The organism is Arenimonas metalli CF5-1 (genome assembly GCF_000747155.1).
GTDB lineage: Bacteria > Pseudomonadota > Gammaproteobacteria > Xanthomonadales > Xanthomonadaceae > Arenimonas > Arenimonas metalli.
Window position 1 is genome coordinate 26,679 of sequence record NZ_AVCK01000020.1, and the last position, 14,764, is coordinate 41,442.

The 14,764-nt window shown below is 69.5% G+C and carries 14 protein-coding genes; 8 read left to right on the plus strand and 6 right to left on the minus strand.

Translation table 11 applies throughout. The features are described from left to right. Positions 1-16: 16 nt before the first annotated feature. Positions 17-580 (plus strand): elongation factor P-like protein EfpL, encoded by a 564-nt coding sequence (gene efpL, locus N787_RS07890; protein ID WP_034212411.1) that lies wholly within the window; start codon positions 17-19, stop codon positions 578-580. A gap of 74 nt (positions 581-654) precedes the next feature. Here efpL and N787_RS07895 read toward each other — a convergent pair whose 3' ends face one another. Continuing rightward, complete coding sequence (locus tag N787_RS07895; RefSeq protein ID WP_052575279.1) at positions 655-1,197, minus strand: NUDIX hydrolase; 543 nt, start codon at positions 1,195-1,197, stop codon at positions 655-657. A gap of 94 nt (positions 1,198-1,291) precedes the next feature. Between N787_RS07895 and nhaC the strand changes: the two genes are divergently transcribed. The 3 genes from nhaC to N787_RS07910 are packed head-to-tail and all read left to right on the plus strand — an operon-like array spanning position 1,292 to position 5,702. Beyond that, entirely contained in the window at positions 1,292-2,797 is a 1,506-nt protein-coding gene (gene nhaC, locus N787_RS07900) for a Na+/H+ antiporter NhaC (protein ID WP_052575280.1), read from the plus strand. A 36-nt stretch (positions 2,798-2,833) separates the two neighbouring features. Further along, positions 2,834-4,321, plus strand: coding sequence for an amino acid permease (locus tag N787_RS07905; protein ID WP_034212412.1), 1,488 nt, complete (start codon positions 2,834-2,836; stop codon positions 4,319-4,321). A gap of 25 nt (positions 4,322-4,346) precedes the next feature. Beyond that, on the plus strand, positions 4,347-5,702 hold the full coding sequence (locus N787_RS07910; RefSeq protein ID WP_034212414.1) for a sodium-dependent transporter: 1,356 nt from the start codon (positions 4,347-4,349) through the stop codon (positions 5,700-5,702). An 88-nt stretch (positions 5,703-5,790) separates the two neighbouring features. Here the strand turns inward: N787_RS07910 and N787_RS07915 are convergent, their stop codons facing one another. The 4 genes from N787_RS07915 to N787_RS07930 form a co-directional block, all read right to left on the minus strand. After that, entirely contained in the window at positions 5,791-6,426 is a 636-nt protein-coding gene (locus N787_RS07915; RefSeq protein WP_034212416.1) for an exopolysaccharide biosynthesis protein, read from the minus strand. Positions 6,427-6,526: 100 nt separating this feature from the next. After that, a complete protein-coding gene (locus N787_RS07920) occupies positions 6,527-8,089 on the minus strand; it encodes an alanine/glycine:cation symporter family protein (RefSeq protein ID WP_084590708.1) in 1,563 nt (520 codons plus the stop codon). A gap of 84 nt (positions 8,090-8,173) precedes the next feature. Next, positions 8,174-9,613, minus strand: a complete 1,440-nt coding sequence (locus N787_RS07925) for a DNA recombination protein RmuC (RefSeq protein WP_052575281.1) — start codon at positions 9,611-9,613, stop codon at positions 8,174-8,176. Positions 9,614-9,691: 78 nt separating this feature from the next. Continuing rightward, positions 9,692-10,006, minus strand: a complete 315-nt coding sequence (locus N787_RS07930; protein WP_034212418.1) for a high-potential iron-sulfur protein — start codon at positions 10,004-10,006, stop codon at positions 9,692-9,694. A 121-nt stretch (positions 10,007-10,127) separates the two neighbouring features. Here N787_RS07930 and N787_RS07935 point away from each other — a divergent pair, with 121 nt between their 5' ends. The 4 genes from N787_RS07935 (at position 10,128) to N787_RS07950 (ending at position 13,171) form a co-directional block, all read left to right on the plus strand. Further along, positions 10,128-10,763, plus strand: coding sequence for a methylthioribulose 1-phosphate dehydratase (locus N787_RS07935; protein WP_034212420.1), 636 nt, complete (start codon positions 10,128-10,130; stop codon positions 10,761-10,763). Then, the gene (locus N787_RS07940; RefSeq protein ID WP_034212422.1) at positions 10,760-11,317 is read left to right on the plus strand and encodes a 1,2-dihydroxy-3-keto-5-methylthiopentene dioxygenase; all 558 of its coding nucleotides are present in this window, start codon (positions 10,760-10,762) and stop codon (positions 11,315-11,317) included. The genes N787_RS07935 and N787_RS07940 overlap by 4 nt, the downstream gene beginning before the upstream one ends. 193 nt (positions 11,318-11,510) lie before the next feature. Continuing rightward, positions 11,511-12,209 (plus strand): acireductone synthase, encoded by a 699-nt coding sequence (gene mtnC, locus N787_RS07945; protein WP_034212424.1) that lies wholly within the window; start codon positions 11,511-11,513, stop codon positions 12,207-12,209. After that, positions 12,206-13,171 carry a C13 family peptidase gene (locus N787_RS07950; protein WP_052575282.1) on the plus strand — a complete coding sequence of 322 codons (966 nt, stop codon included), beginning with the start codon at positions 12,206-12,208 and terminating at the stop codon, positions 13,169-13,171. The genes mtnC and N787_RS07950 overlap by 4 nt, the downstream gene beginning before the upstream one ends. Here the strand turns inward: N787_RS07950 and N787_RS07955 are convergent. After that, positions 13,128-14,723 (minus strand): calcineurin-like phosphoesterase C-terminal domain-containing protein, encoded by a 1,596-nt coding sequence (locus N787_RS07955; protein ID WP_034212426.1) that lies wholly within the window; start codon positions 14,721-14,723, stop codon positions 13,128-13,130. The genes N787_RS07950 and N787_RS07955 overlap by 44 nt on opposite strands. Positions 14,724-14,764: the final 41 nt, after the last annotated feature.

Genomic DNA, 14,764 nt, shown 5'->3' on the forward strand with positions numbered 1-14,764 from the left:
TGGACAGAGAACGAAGATGAAAGCTGGCGAGATCAAGAAGGGCAACGTCATCGAGCACAACGGCACCGTCTACCAGGTGCGCGACATCGAGCGCAGCTCGCCGCAGGGCCGCGGCGGCAACGTCAAGTTCCGCTTCACCCTGTACAGCGTGCCGGGCGGCGTGAAGTACGACCTCAGCGCCGGCGCCGACGACGAGCTGCGCGAAGTCGAGCTCAGCCGCCGCGAGTGCACGTTCTCGTACAAGGACGGCGAGGCCTTCGTGTTCCTCGACGCCGAGGACTACACGCCCTACCAGCTCGACGCCGACGTGGTCGGCGACAGCGCCGGCTACATCACCGAAGGCCTGGAAGGCTGCTACATCCAGCTGATCGAGGACGCCCCGGTGGCCGTGCAGCTGCCGCCCAGCGTGCAGCTGGAAGTGGTCGAGACCCCGCCGGAGCTCAAGGGCGGCACCGCCACCAAGCGCCCCAAGCCGGCCAGGCTCAACACCGGCATCGAGATCATGGTGCCGGAGTACATCACCAACGGCGAGAAGATCTGGGTCAGCACCACCACCGGCGAATTCAACGGCCGCGTGTAACGCCCTGTGTAGGAGGGCCTTCAGGCCCGAAGCTCTTCGCCAAGAGCTTCGGGCCTGAAGGCCCTCCTACATTTTCAGCGGGAGAGCCATTTGCGGGCCATGCGGCGGAGGGATTCGTCAACAGCGGGATCGGCGGCGATGTCGGCCACCGCCTTCCAGGCCAACGCCAGCGATTCCTCGTTGAGCACGAAGTCCTCGCTGCCGGTCGCGCGCACCACGAAGCGCACGTCGTAGTGCCAGTGCTCCGGCTCGCTGCCGCGGGCCGGGATGGCGTGGCGGTCCAGGTCCAGGATCGCCGGATCCACCACCAGGTCCACCAGCCCCGATTCCTCTTCCGCCTCGCGCAACGCCACGCGCGGCAGGTGCGCGTCGCCGTCGGCGTGGCCGCCCAGCTGCAGCCAGCGGCCGAGCTTGCGGTGGTGCATCAGCAGCACGCGTTCGCCGTCGGCGCTGACCACCCAGGCCGACCCGGTGAAATGCCCCGCCAGCCGCACCCGCTCGAACACCGGGCCGGGGTCGGCCAGCAGCTCCCGGAACAGGGCCACCACCCCGGCCTCGCCCGGGCATCGGGCCAGGTAATCGTCGAACAGGCGGGCCAGGGGCAGGCGGTCTTGCATGGGGTTTCCACACGGTGGCGAAGGGCGCCAGCATACCCGCACGCGCCGTGCCGGCTCGGGTAAACTCGGGCGATTACTCTGGGGAGAGAGCCCGATGACCGAACCGAACCAGGCCGCGAAGGCCCGCGAAGCCGTGACGGCCCGCGAACCGACCCTGCTGCAGGCCTTCCTGCCCCTGGTCTTCCTCTTCGCGCTGCTCGGGACCTCGGTCTACCTGTTCGCGGACAACTCGGCCTACGGCGGCAGCCAGATCTCGCTGCTGCTCGCCGGCGGCCTCGCGGCCATCATCGGCATCCGCAACGGCATGCGCTGGGACGACGTGCAGGACGCGATCGTCCACGGCATCTCGATCTCCACCAACGCCATCCTGATCCTGCTCGCGGTCGGTTCGCTGATCGGCTCCTGGATCCTCTCGGGCGCGGTGCCCACCCTGATCCACTACGGGCTGATGCTGCTCGACCCGTCCTACTTCTATCCGGCCGCCTGCCTGGTCTGCGCCATCGTCGCGGTCACCATCGGCAGCTCGTGGACCGTGGCCGGCACGCTCGGCGTGGCGCTGATGGGCGTGGCCCAGGGCCTGGGGCTGGACCCGGCCATCACCGCCGGCGCGGTCATCTCCGGCGCCTACTTCGGCGACAAGCTCTCGCCGCTGTCCGACACCACCAACCTGGCCCCCGCCGCCGCCGGCAGCGAGCTGTTCGCGCACGTGCGGCACATGACCTGGACCACCATCCCCAGCATCCTGATCGCACTGGCGGGCTTCGCCTTCCTCAGCTTCGGCGCGAAGGCCGGCACCGCCACCGTCGGCTTCGACGACCTCTCGGCCGAGCTCTCGCGCATCTTCGCCATCGGCCCGCACCTGCTGATCCCGCTGGTGGTCGTGTTCGGCCTGGCCATCAAGCGTTTCCCCGCCTACCCCACCATCCTCATCGGCGCGCTGCTCGGCGCGATCTTCGCAGTCCTGTTCCAGCCCGAGCTGGTGGTGGCGCTGGCCGGCGACGAGACCCTGTCGCGGCCGATGGCCCTGCTCAAGGGCGCCTGGGCCTCGCTGATCGACGGCTACAAGGGCGAGTCCGGCAACGAGGCCATTGATTCGCTGCTCAACCGCGGCGGCATGTCGTCCATGCTCAACACCGTGTGGCTGGTGATCTGCGCCATGTCCTTCGGCGCCATCATGGAAAAGGCCGGCCTGCTCGAGCGCCTGATCCGCAGCGTGCTGAAGATGGCGCGCAGCACCGGCTCGCTGATCGTGGCGACCCTGGTCACCAGCTTCGGCACCAACGTGCTGGCCGCCGACCAGTACCTGGCCATCGTGCTGCCGGGCCGCATCTACCGCTCCGAGTACGAGAAGCGCGGCCTGGCCGCGGTGAACCTCTCGCGCGCGCTCGAGGACGCCGGCACCATCACCTCGCCGCTGGTGCCCTGGAACACCTGCGGCGCCTACATGGCCGCCACCCTCGGCGTGGCCACGCTCGACTACCTGCCCTACGCCTTCTTCAACCTGGTGAACCCGGTGCTGGCCGGCATCCTGGCCTACACCGGCTACAAGATCCTCAAGCTCGAGGTCGGCGGCGCGATCGCATCGCGCCGCGCCGACTGACCCCTTTCCGACGACATCCCACGAGACGTCCCTCCCATGTTCAAGAATCTGCTGATCATCAAGCCGGTCACCGCGCAGCCGCACGTCGATGCCGGCGAGCCCGTCGAAGGCAGCCTGAAGGGTGAAGCCAACCTCAAGCGCGTGCTCGGCGCGCGCCACCTGCTGCTGCTGGGCGTGGGCGCGATCATCGGCGCCGGCATCTTCGTGATGACGGGCCAGGCGGCCGCCAACCACGCCGGCCCCGCGATCATGCTCAGCTTCGTGCTGGCGGGCTTGGCCTGTGCCTTCGCCGGCCTGTGCTACGCCGAGTTCGCGGCCATGATCCCGGTCTCGGGCAGCGCCTACAGCTACACCTACGCCACCCTCGGCGAGGCCATCGCCTGGTTCGTCGGCTGGAGCCTGGTACTGGAATACCTGTTCGCGGCCTCCGCGGTCGCCGTGGGCTGGTCCGCCTACACCATCAGCCTGCTGGAGAACCTCGCGGCGATGGCCGGCTCGGGCTGGAAGTTCCCGGCCTGGCTGGCGTCCGCGCCCTTCACCTACACCAATGGCGAAGTGCTGATGACCGGCTCGCTGTTCAACCTGCCGGCGGTGCTGATCGTCGGCGCGGTGGGCGTGCTGTGCTACGTCGGCATGCGCCAGTCGGCCTTCGCCAACGCCATCATCGTCGCCATCAAGGTCACGGTGATCCTGGCCCTGATCGGCTTCGGCTCGCAGTACGTGAACCCGGAGAACTGGGTGCCCTTCATCCCGGAGAACGAAGGCGGCGACCGCTTCGGCTGGGAGGGCGTGCTGCGCGGTGCCTCGATCGTGTTCTTCGCCTACATCGGCTTCGACGCAGTCTCGACCGCGGCGCAGGAAGCCAAGAACCCGCAGCGCGACATGCCGATCGGCATCCTCGGTTCGCTGGTGGTCTGCACCCTGCTCTACATCATCGTCGCCGCCGTGCTGACCGGCATGGTGCCTTACACCGAGTTGGGCACCGCCAAGCCGGTCGCCACCGCGCTCGAGCCCTACGCCGACCTGGCCTGGCTCAAGCTGGCCGTCGAGATCGGCGCCGTCGCCGGCCTGAGCTCGGTGATCCTGGTGATGCTGATGGGCCAGCCGCGCATCTTCTTCGCGATGTCGCGCGACGGCCTGCTGCCGAAGTTCTTCGGCGCGGCGCACCCGAAGTTCGGCACCCCGCACAAGGCCACCGTGGTCGTGGCCCTGGTCGCGGCGGCGCTGGCGGCGTTCTTCCCGCTGGGCGTGCTGGGCGACCTGGTGTCGATGGGCACGCTGCTGGCCTTCGCCACCGTGTGCATCGGCGTGCTGGTGCTGCGCAAGACCCGCCCGGACCTGCCGCGCGCCTTCCGCGTGCCGTTCGCGCCCGTGGTCTGCGTGCTGGGCGCGCTGTCTTGCCTGGCCCTGGTGTTCTTCATGGGCTGGTACAACTGGGCCCTGCTCGGTGCCTGGACCCTGATCGGGTTCACCATCTACTTCGGCTACGGCTATCGCCACAGCCACCTGCGCCGCGGCGCCTGAACCCGGACCCGACTCGGAAGCCAGCATGGACAACAACTCGATCCACGGCATGTGGTCTTCGCGCCTGGCCTTCATCCTCGCCGCCAGCGGTTCGGCGGTGGGCCTGGGCAACATCTGGCGCTTCCCCTACCTGGCCTCCGACAACGGCGGCGGCGCCTTCGTGCTGATCTACCTGGCCTGCATCCTGCTGGTGGGCCTGCCGATCATGGCCGCCGAGATCCTGATGGGCCGCCAGGGCCGCATGAGCCCGGTGAACACGCTGCGCAAGCTCACCCGCGAAGGCGGCCACAGCGGCGCCTGGACCCTGATCGGCTGGATCGGCCTGGTCGCGGCGGTGGCGATCCTGAGCTTCTACAGCGTGGTCGGCGGCTGGACCCTGCACTACGCCTGGCTGTACTTCGCGCAGCTGTTCGGCGGCGCACCGATCACCGACCCGGGCGCCACCTTCGGCGCCATGCTGGCGAGCCCGTCCACGCTGATCTTCTGGCACAGCGTGTTCATGCTGGTCACGGTGGGCGTGGTGGCGATGGGCGTCGAGAAAGGCCTCGAGCGCGCGGTGAAGTTCCTGATGCCGCTGCTGTTCCTGATCCTGCTGGGCCTGCTGGCCTACGGCTTCAGCACCGGCAAGGTGGGCCAGGCCTTCGAGTTCCTGTTCAAGCCCGATTTCAGCGAAGTCACCGGCGACACGCTGCTGGCGGCGCTGGGCCAGGCCTTCTTCTCGCTGAGCCTGGGCATGTGCGGCATCATGACCTACGGCGCCTACCTGCCCAAGGACATCTCGATCCCGCGCGTGGCGGTGACCGTGGCCGGCATGGACACCGCGGTGGCGCTGCTGGCGGGCCTGGCGATCTTCCCGGTGCTGTTCGCCTTCGGCCTCGACCCGGCCGGCGGCGGCCCGGGCCTGATCTTCACCTCGCTGCCGCTGGCCTTCAACGACATGGCCTTCGGCATCCCGTATGCGGTCGCGTTCTTCGGGCTGCTGTTCGTCGCCGCGTGGACCTCGTCGATCTCGCTGCTCGAGCCGCCCACCGCGTTCCTGGTGGAGATGGGCAAGCAGTCGCGCAAGAAAGCGGCCATCGTGGCGGCGCTGGTGATCTGGGCCATCGGCCTGGTGACGGCGCTGGGCTTCAACGTCTGGCAGAGCGTGCGCGTGTTCGGCCGCGACCTGCAGGGCGCCATCGAGTTCGTCGCCTCCGACATCATGCTGCCGGTCGGTGGCCTGCTGATCGCGCTGTTCGCGGGCTACGTGCTCAGCCGCAACATCACCCGGGGCGAGCTGTCCCACCTCAACGAAGGTGGCTACAAGGCCTGGCGCTTCCTGACCTGCATCATCGCGCCGGTCCTGGTCCTGATCGTGCTCGCCGCCAAACTCCTCGGCTAGCGTCCAGGCAGAAAAAGGGGTCAGAGTAATTATTTGTTTGAAACAAATAATTACTCTGACCCCTTTTTCCTGAGCCCCTTTTTCTGGCCTAGTTCAGGAGGGCGCCGAGGGCGGCGCCGCCGCCGGCGAATACCACGCCGAAGTAGGTGACCGAGGCCAGCTGCACCAGGTGGCCGACCAGGATGGCGCCACCGTCGCGCTGGATGAAGCCGATCGAATACAGCAGCAGCGCCACGCCCGGCAGCGTGTTGCTGAAGGGCAGGAAGCTCAGCGGCGCCATCAGCAGCAGCGCCGCGGTGATGAAGGCCAGGTTGCCCACCACCAGCCAGCCGCGCTGCTCGGCCAGCTGGCGCAGCCGGTGCGGCCGGCTGATTCGCTCGAAGCGCGCCACCCACTTCAGGCCCGCGGTCAGCGCGGCGCGAACCTTCTGGCCGGGCAGCTCGCGTTCGCGCAGGCGGCGCGGCAACCACAGCGGACGCCCCGTCAGGCGGCTGATGCCGACCATCAGGATGGCCGCGCCGAACACCGTGCTCACGCCCGGGATCGACACCGGCACCAGGAACACCAGCACCATCAGCGCAGTGAGCAGCAGCAGGCCCTCGTCGCCGAAGACGTCGAGCAGGCTGCCGAGGCTGACGCCCCCTTCGGGCAACTGGTCGATGATGGCGCGCAGCTGTTCCCCGAGCGAGAGATCGGCGGGCGGCAAGGGAAGTCGGGTCGTCATGGAGCCTCGTGTGGCGCCGGGGGCGCGACGATCGGGAATCGTGGGGTCCAGCGGGCTCCCGGCGTCCTGCGGGACGCCGGGGGCTGCTTCATGCGCGGCCTCAGCCGGCCCAGTCCGCGGCGGGCTTGATCTCGCCGGACTTCAGGCGGGCCAGATAGCTCTTGAGCTCGCGCTTGACCACCGGCATCAGCAGGTAGACGCCGATCAGGTTCGGGATGGCCATGATGAACAGCAGGCCGTCCGCGATGTCCACGATGCTGGCCAGCGGCATGGTGCAACCCACCACCGCCATCGCCAGGTAGAAGAACTTGAAGCCGTACAGCGCCGCCTTCGATTCCTTGAACAGGAAGCTGCAGGCCTTGGCGCCGTAGTAGGCCCAGGTGATCGTGGTCGAGAACGCGAACAGCAGCACCACGAAGGCCAGCGCATACGGCATCAGCGGCGACACCGTGGCGAAGGCGTTGGACGTCAGCTGCACGCCGTCGGCGCCGCCCACCAGGTGCTGGTTGGTGATGATGATCACCAGCGCGGTCATGGTGCAGATCACCACCGTGTCGATGAACGGTTCCCAGAGCGCGACGAAGCCCTCGCTCAGCGGCTCCCTGGTCTTGACCGCCGAGTGCGCGATCGCGGCCGAGCCGAGGCCCGCTTCGTTCGAGAAGGACGCGCGGCGGAAGCCCTGGATCAGCGCACCGATGACGCCGCCCGACACGCCCTCGGCGGTGAACGCACCGTCGAGGATGGCCATGAACGCGCCCGGCACCTGCGAGAAGTTGGTGAGGATGACGAACAGCGCGCCCAGCAGGTACAGCGCCGCCATGCCGGGCACCAGCTTGGCGGTGACGCTGCCGATGCGGGTGATGCCGCCGATGACCACGACGCCGCCGAGCACGGCGTAGACGAGGCCGAACCAGAGGCTGCCGTTGGCCGGCATCAGGTCGCCGGCGACGTTGGCCATCTGCGCGAAGGCCTGGTTGGCCTGGAACATCGCGCCGGCGCCGATCGCGCCCAGCATGGTGCAGACCGCGAACACGAACGCCAGCACCATGCCGAACCACGCCGCCTTCGGGTAGTTCTTGGCGATGCCGCGGCTCAGGTAGTACATCGGGCCGCCGGAAATGGTGCCGTCCGGCTTCTCGAGGCGGTACATCACGCCCAGGGTGCATTCGACGAACTTCGAGGACATGCCCAGCAGGCCCGCCAGGATCATCCAGAAGGTGGCACCCGGGCCACCGATGGTGATCGCGACCGCCACGCCGGCGATGTTGCCCAGGCCCACCGTGCCGGACACGGCCGAGGTGAGCGCGCGGAAGTGGCTGACCTCACCAACCGAACCGGGATCGGAGTACTTGCCCCGGATCAGGTCGAAGCCGTGCTTGAAGCCGCGGACGTTGATGAAGCCGAAGTAGAACGTGAAGATCAGCGCGGCCAGGATCAGCCAGCCCACGATCAGCGGGAACATGACCGGCGATTCCTCGGTGCCGCCGACGCGGACCGACGAGAAGATGAACCCGGACACGGCGTCTGCGACCGGCCGCACGGCGGCGTCGATCTTCTGGGCGGTGGTCGGCTCGGCCGCGGGTGCGGCGGCGACGTCCTGGGCCTGGACCCCGGACACGGTGGCCAGCCAAAGCAGGCTGATGATGCAGAAGCGAATGAACATCCGTGGAGCTCCTCCCCGATACCAGCCCCGGAGTCTACCTAATCCGGACCGGGGGTGCGGCCCGCCCGGGCGGGCCTGCGGAGGCTAGCCCACGGGGTCGTCGGCGCCCTCGCCTGCCGCGGCGTCGGTGCCTTCGCCACTGGCGGCCTCACCCGCCCCGTCATCGCCCCCCTCGTCGCTGAGGTCGCGCAGCGCGGCCGGCATCCGCTTGGACGGCGCCACGCCCAGCTCGCGCAGCATCTCGGCCTGGCGCACCACGTTGCCGCGCTGCTGCGACAGCTTGGACACGGCCGAGGCGTGCAGGTCGCTGGCGCGGCGCAGGGCTTCGCCGACCTTGAGCAGGTCCTCGGTGAACAGCACGAACTTGTCGTACAGCACCGCCGCGCGGCTGGAGATGGCCTTGGCGTTGGCGTTCTGGTGCTCGGTGCGCCAGATCTGCGCCACCAGCCGCAGCGAGGCCAGCAGGTTGCTGGGCCCGACCAGGATGATCTTGCGCTCGAAGGCGTAGGCGTAGAGCTGCGGGTCGCGCCGCAGCGCCTCGAGGAAGGCAGCCTCCACCGGCACGAACATCAGCACCATGTCGGGGCTGGTGAGGCCCTCGAGCCGGCTGTAGTCCTTATCGCCCAGCTCCTTCACGTGGGCGCGCAGCGCCAGGCCGTGGCGCACGAAGGCCTGCTCACGCTCGGCCTCGTCGGTGGCCTCGCAGGCGCGCTGGTAGTCGAGCAGCACCATCTTGGCGTCGATGACGATGCTCTTGTCCTCGGGCAGGCGCAGCACGGCGTCGGGCCGGTAGCGGTCGCCATCGCCGTCCTTGAAGCTCTCCTGCGTGAGGTAGTCGCGGCCCTTCTCGAGGCCGGCGGTTTCCAGCAGGCGCTCGAGCTTGAGCTCGCCCCAGTAGCCCTGGCTGCGGTTGTCGCCGCTGAGCGCGCGGCTGAGGCTCTGGGCCTCCTGGCCGAGCGTCTGGTTCAGGCGCACCAGGTCGTCCAGCCGCGTCTGCAGCGCGACGCGGGAGTTGTTCTCTTTCTCGTAGGAGTCGGTGACGACTTTGCGGAAACCGTCGATCTGCTCGCGCAGCGGATTGAGCAGCTGGCCCAGCTGCTGCACGTTGGCCTCGCCGAAGCGCCTGGACTTGTCCTCGAGGATTTCGGCGGCCAGGGCCTGGAACTCAGCCTTCAGGCGTTCGCGCGAGCTCTCGAGGTCCCGGTAGCGCTGCTCGGCGGCCTGCTGCTGCTCCTGCAGGCGGGCCTCGAGCGCCGCCGCGCGGGCCTCGCCGGTCGCCCGCAGCTCGCCCAGCTGGCGATGTTCGGCTTCCAGGGCGCCCAGGCGGGCACGGAGCTCGGCGGCCTGGCCTTGGGCCGACTGCAGTTCGCTGGCGGCGCGGGCCAGCTCGGGCTCACGCTCGGCGCGGCCCGCCGCGCGGGCTTCGTCCAACCGGCGACGGGCGATCCACAGCGAGGCGGCCCCGGCCAAAACCAGGCCGGCCAGCAGGCCCAACAGCAGGAAGGTGGATTCGGAAGCGGACAAGGCAAACCCCGGCAAGGACACTGCCGGGGATTCTAGCGGCCCCGCGGTCTCACCGGCCGAGACGGCCGGTGGCGGGCATCAGGCCTTCTTGGCCCAGGCGCTGCACCAGGCATTGGCCGGCACGGAGTTCTTCGGGAACAGGGTGCAGGCGCCGGTGGCGGCGGTGAAGAACTGGCAGTTGGCGCAGTTGCTGCCCGGCTTGAAGCTCGGGTGCGAGACCTTGGTGTAGTCCTCGGCGTAGGCCAGGGCCTTGGCAGTCGGGTCATCCAGCGACAGCTTGGGCAGGGCCTGCGCCTGGGCGGTGCTGATGAAGCGGCCCGCGAACGGGATCGCCACGGCGGCGACGGCGGCGTGGACCAGGAAACGGCGGCGGGACGGGTTCTGGGTGTTCATGGCGGTCTCGTCTGGCTACGGAGGATTCCGATGGCTGGGCGCAGTCTATGCCTTCCGGGTGAATACAGTGTTGATGCAGGTCAAGCCGACGACGCCGGCGCCATCGGCTAGACTTCCGGCCATGGAAAACCTGCCTTTCGACACCGCCCGCCTGGCCGCCTGCGCCGCCGAGATCGTCGCCAACACCCGGGAACTCTCCGCCCTGGGCTGGACCCCGGCCACGAGCAGCAATTTCTCGATGCGCCTGGACGACCGCCATGCCGCGATCACCGTCTCCGGCCGCGACAAGGGCCGCCTGGTGGCGGAAGACATCATGGTGGTGGACTTCCGGGGCCAGCCGGTGGCCACGCCGCACCGCCCCTCGGCCGAGACCCTGCTGCACACCCAGCTCTATGCCCGCTACCCGGAGATCGGCTGCGTGCTGCATACCCATTCGCACGTGCAGACGGTGGCGTCGCGGCTGTATGCGCCGCAGGGCCACGTGCACCTCGAGGGCTACGAGCTGTTGAAGGCCTTCCACGGCAACCACACCCACGAAATGGCCATCGACGTACCGGTGCTGGCCAACACGCAGGACATGCCCGAGCTGGCCGAGTGGGTGGAAACCCTGCTCGACCAGCAGCCGATGTGGGGCTACCTGATCGATGGACACGGCCTTTACGCCTGGGGCCGCACCATGGCCGAGGCCCGCCGCCACCTGGAGGCCTTCGAATTCCTGTTCGCCTGCGAGCTCGACCTGAGGAGACTGAACGCATGAGCCGCCTCCGCATCTTCGACGAAGCCAACCCGTCGGCCCCGCTGTCGGCCACCGAGGACCTGGCCACGATCGCCGAGCACCTGCGCGCCATCGGCGTGCGCTTCGAGCAATGGCAGGCCGCGCAGCCGGTGCAGCCGGGCGCCACGCCGGACGAGGTGATGGCCGCCTACCGCGCCGACATCGACAAGCTGGTCGCCGAGAACGGGTTCAAGACCGTGGACGTGGTGTCGATCGCGCCCGACAACCCGAACAAGGACGCGATGCGCGCCAAGTTCCTGGACGAGCACTTCCACAAGGAGGACGAGGTCCGCTTCTTCGTCGCCGGCTCGGGCCTGTTCACCCTGCACGTGGGCGACAAGGTCTACGAGATCCGCTGCGAACAGGGCGACCTGGTCGGCGTGCCGGACGGCACCACGCACTGGTTCGACATGGGCCCGGAACCGAGCTTCGTCGCCATCCGCTTCTTCACCGAGCCCGATGGCTGGGTCGGCCACTTCACCGGCACCGACATCGCCCAGCGCTTCCCCCGCTACGAGCCGGGCCAGGCGGGGTGATCCGCGGTATCGGAAAGGCTTTTCAGACGCGGATTTACGCGGATGAACGCGGATAGAGCAAAATTCGATTGAATGAAGCGAAGCGGCTTGGACAGGGCCTGACCAAACGGGCTTGGCGCTGCCCCCTCCGTTCTATCCTCGCATTTGCTCTATCCGCGTTCATCCGCGTTAATCCGCGTCTAAAGAAAAAAGAATGAAGACCATACTGACCGACATCGAGGGGACGACCAGCAGCATTTCGTTCGTGAAGGACGTGCTGTTTCCGTATGCGCGCAAGGCGCTGCCCGGGTTCGTGGCGGCGCGCGCGCGGGAGCCGGAGGTGCGGCGGTGGCTCGATGCCGTGGCCACCGAGATCGGCGGCGCCTGCCAGGACGACCTGGTGGTCGAGACGCTGCAGGGCTGGATCGATGCCGACCGCAAGCACACCGCGCTCAAGGCGCTGCAGGGCATGGTGTGGAAGGACGGCTACGGCCGGGCTGATTTCCGCGCGCATATCTACCCCGACGCGGCCGACGCGCTGCGACGCTGGCACGCCGCCGGGCATTCAATGAGCGTCTACTCGTCGGGTTCCGTGCCGGCGCAGAAACTCTTCTTCGGCAACAGCGCCGCGGGCGACCTGCAGCCGCTGTTCTCGCAGTGGTTCGACACCGAGGTCGGCGGCAAGCGCGAGGCCGACAGCTACCGCCGCATCGTTGCGGCGCTGGGCGTGCCGGCCGGTGACGTGCTGTTCCTGTCCGACGTGGTGGAGGAGCTCGATGCCGCGCGCGAGGCGGGGCTGGGCACCGTGCTCGTGGACCGCCGCGAGGACTATCCGCAGCCGCGCCTGGGCGCCGATACCGGCGGCCATCGCCGCGTCGAGACCTTCGACGCGATCGACCTCGCCGCGGGATGAGCCGGCGGGCCGCCGGGCTGGTGCTGTTGATCGCCGGCGGGCTGCTGGCGACCAGCGTCGGCGCCGCGACCACCAAATCGCTCGACAAGCCCGCGCCGGCGCCGCGCGCGCCCGACCCCCAGCTCGCCGCCGACCTGTCGCAACTGGCGCCGCAGCGGCCGGGCCATCCGGACCTGTTCGTGCTCGGCTTCGCCGGCGACGGCAGCGAGCAGGTCTTCCGCAACGAAGTGCACTACCTGCGCGACCTCGCGGCGCAGCGGCTGGACGCGAAGGGCCGCGTGGTCCTGCTGGCCAACCACGTCGAGGCGCCGCCCGTGCGTGCGCTGCCCGAGGCCAACGCGCACACGCTGCGACAGGCGCTGGCCGGCATCGCCGCCCGCATGGATCCCGACGAGGACCTGCTGCTCGCGTACTTCACCACCCACGGCACCGAACAGCACGAGCTGCTGCTGCGCCGCGAAGGCCGACGCGACCGGCTGCTGACGCCCGGCGAACTGCGCGAAGCCCTGGACGACTCCGGCATCCGCCACCGCGTGCTGGTGATCTCGGCCTGCTACTCGGGCGGCTTCGCCAAGGCGCTGCGCGGGCCGGACACGCTGCTGCTGATGGCCGCACACCGCGAGCGCACGTCCTTCGGCTGCGGCAACGACTCGGTGGCCACTTTCTTCGGGCGCGCCTGGCTGGTGGAAGGCCTGAACGCCACCACCGACTTCGACGCCGCGTTCGTACAGGCCACCGCCGCGATCGAAGCGCGCGAGCTGGCCGAAGGCCTGGAGCCCTCGCGCCCGCAGATCAACCGCGGCGCGCGCATCGGCGAGCGGCTGGCGGCATGGCGCGCCGGGTTCGAGCCCGGCCCCGCGCTGCCCTACCCGTTTGCGTTCGAACCGCCGGCCGCGGAAAACACCAAGGCGGCCGTCCTCACTCCGCTGCGTCCACCAACCGATAAGACCCCGAAGCCCTGAGCTCGCCGCGCCAGCGGTCGAAAGCGCGCACTTCGAAGGCATGCTCGCCGGCCGCGAGGTCGGTCGGCAGGTTGAAGCGCCAGAGGTGGGTCGAGGCTTCCGCTTCCGGCAGTCGGTCGTAGCCGCGGAGCGCGGTGGCCAGGTCATCGAGCAGGTTCTCGGCCACCAGGGCCGGGTCGGCGGCGTCCACGCGCCGCATCGGCTGCCACTCGCCGCCGTCGATGCGCACCTCGACCCGCGTGCCCGCCTCGCCCATGTACACGTTCGCGAACAGGCCGACACCCGGCCAGTGCCCGCGGCGCAGCACCTTCGGCGCGTGCAGCGACATCGCCTCGTCGCCGGCGCGCGCGGCGTGCCAGTGCAGCGCGTAACCGCCGTCGCGGGCGAGGCGCAGGCGGGCGTAACCGTTGGGCGTGCCGTCGGACATGCGCGCATCCGGCAGGCCCGCCGCATCGGGCGCACCGCCCCAGTAGCCGCCGCAGGCCGCGCCGACGTTGTACTCGTGCAGCGGCGAGGCGCCGTGCCAGCCGTCATCGGCGTCGTGGTAGTGGTGGCGCTGCACGTGGCCGTGGCCGCTGAGCAGCAGCACCTTGCTGAAAGGCGCCAGCAGCGCGAACAGGCGCTCGCGGTCGGCACGGCGGAAGGTCTCGCGGCCGGGCTCGTCGAAGAACGGGATGTGCGCGGCGATCACCAGGCGCCGGTCGCGCGCCAGCGTGTCGAGGTAGGCCGCCAGCCAGGTGAACTGCTCTTCGCGCAGGCCGCCGACGTAGGCCGGCTTCTGCCCGGGCCGGTAGATCACGTCGTCGAGCACGATGAAGCTGGCCTGCGGCTCCTCCCACGCAAACGTGTCGGGGCCGAAGGCATTGCGGAAGCTGCGCAGCGAATCCTCGTCGGTGGCCGCGTCGAAATCGAGGTCATGGTTGCCGGCCGCGTGCAGCCAGGGCGTGCGCAGGCGCGCGGTGGCCGCCTTCAGCGCCGGGTACAGCGACAGGTCGTCGTTGGCGATGTCGCCCAGGGTCAGGCCCAGCGCCGCGGCGGGCCGGCCGTTCGCGGCGGCCACCAGCGGGGCGATGATGTCGCGGTCGTAGTAATCCACCTGGGCCTGCGTCTTCGCCTGCGGATCGGCGAACACCAGCACGTCCAGGTCACCGCGCGACGGCGCCGCGCGCCGCAGCGCGAAATCGCGGCAGGCCGGGAAACCGTCGGGGATGCCGCCGTACTTCAGCGTCGGACCGGCGTGGTACTGCTGGTGCCGCCAGAATTCGGGCAAGCCATCCCCGCCGGTCGGGAAGGCATGGCCCGCCGGCTTGACCACGAAGATCGTCCGGCCGTCCTCGACCGGCAGGCCGTACCCGCCCTGCGCGTCCGTCCGGACCAGCCGCACGCCGTCGGACACCAAGACCCCGGGCAGCGGCCGGTCGCCGCGCGACCAGCGCCCGTCGCCGTCGCGATCCTCGAACACGCGGCCGCTGTTGCAGGGCGGCGGCAGCGCCAGCGCGGCCACGGGCAACACGAGGCTGAGGCAAAGCAGGACGCGGACGATGACGGGCATGGGGACCTCCGGCGAGGCCCCGATTATCACCCGGCGGTGAA

Bases quoted from the DNA above. Each gene is read 5' to 3' on its own strand.
- efpL (WP_034212411.1), top strand. From the start codon at position 17: ATGAAAGCTGGCGAGATCAAGAAGGGCAACGTCATCGAGCACAACGGC.
- N787_RS07895 (WP_052575279.1), bottom strand. From the start codon at position 1,197: ATGCAAGACCGCCTGCCCCTGGCCCGCCTGTTCGACGATTACCTGGCC.
- nhaC (WP_052575280.1), top strand. From the start codon at position 1,292: ATGACCGAACCGAACCAGGCCGCGAAGGCCCGCGAAGCCGTGACGGCC.
- N787_RS07905 (WP_034212412.1), top strand. From the start codon at position 2,834: ATGTTCAAGAATCTGCTGATCATCAAGCCGGTCACCGCGCAGCCGCAC.
- N787_RS07910 (WP_034212414.1), top strand. From the start codon at position 4,347: ATGGACAACAACTCGATCCACGGCATGTGGTCTTCGCGCCTGGCCTTC.
- N787_RS07915 (WP_034212416.1), bottom strand. From the start codon at position 6,426: ATGACGACCCGACTTCCCTTGCCGCCCGCCGATCTCTCGCTCGGGGAA.
- N787_RS07920 (WP_084590708.1), bottom strand. From the start codon at position 8,089: ATGTTCATTCGCTTCTGCATCATCAGCCTGCTTTGGCTGGCCACCGTG.
- N787_RS07930 (WP_034212418.1), bottom strand. From the start codon at position 10,006: ATGAACACCCAGAACCCGTCCCGCCGCCGTTTCCTGGTCCACGCCGCC.
- N787_RS07935 (WP_034212420.1), top strand. From the start codon at position 10,128: ATGGAAAACCTGCCTTTCGACACCGCCCGCCTGGCCGCCTGCGCCGCC.
- N787_RS07940 (WP_034212422.1), top strand. From the start codon at position 10,760: ATGAGCCGCCTCCGCATCTTCGACGAAGCCAACCCGTCGGCCCCGCTG.
- mtnC (WP_034212424.1), top strand. From the start codon at position 11,511: ATGAAGACCATACTGACCGACATCGAGGGGACGACCAGCAGCATTTCG.
- N787_RS07950 (WP_052575282.1), top strand. From the start codon at position 12,206: ATGAGCCGGCGGGCCGCCGGGCTGGTGCTGTTGATCGCCGGCGGGCTG.
- N787_RS07955 (WP_034212426.1), bottom strand. From the start codon at position 14,723: ATGCCCGTCATCGTCCGCGTCCTGCTTTGCCTCAGCCTCGTGTTGCCC.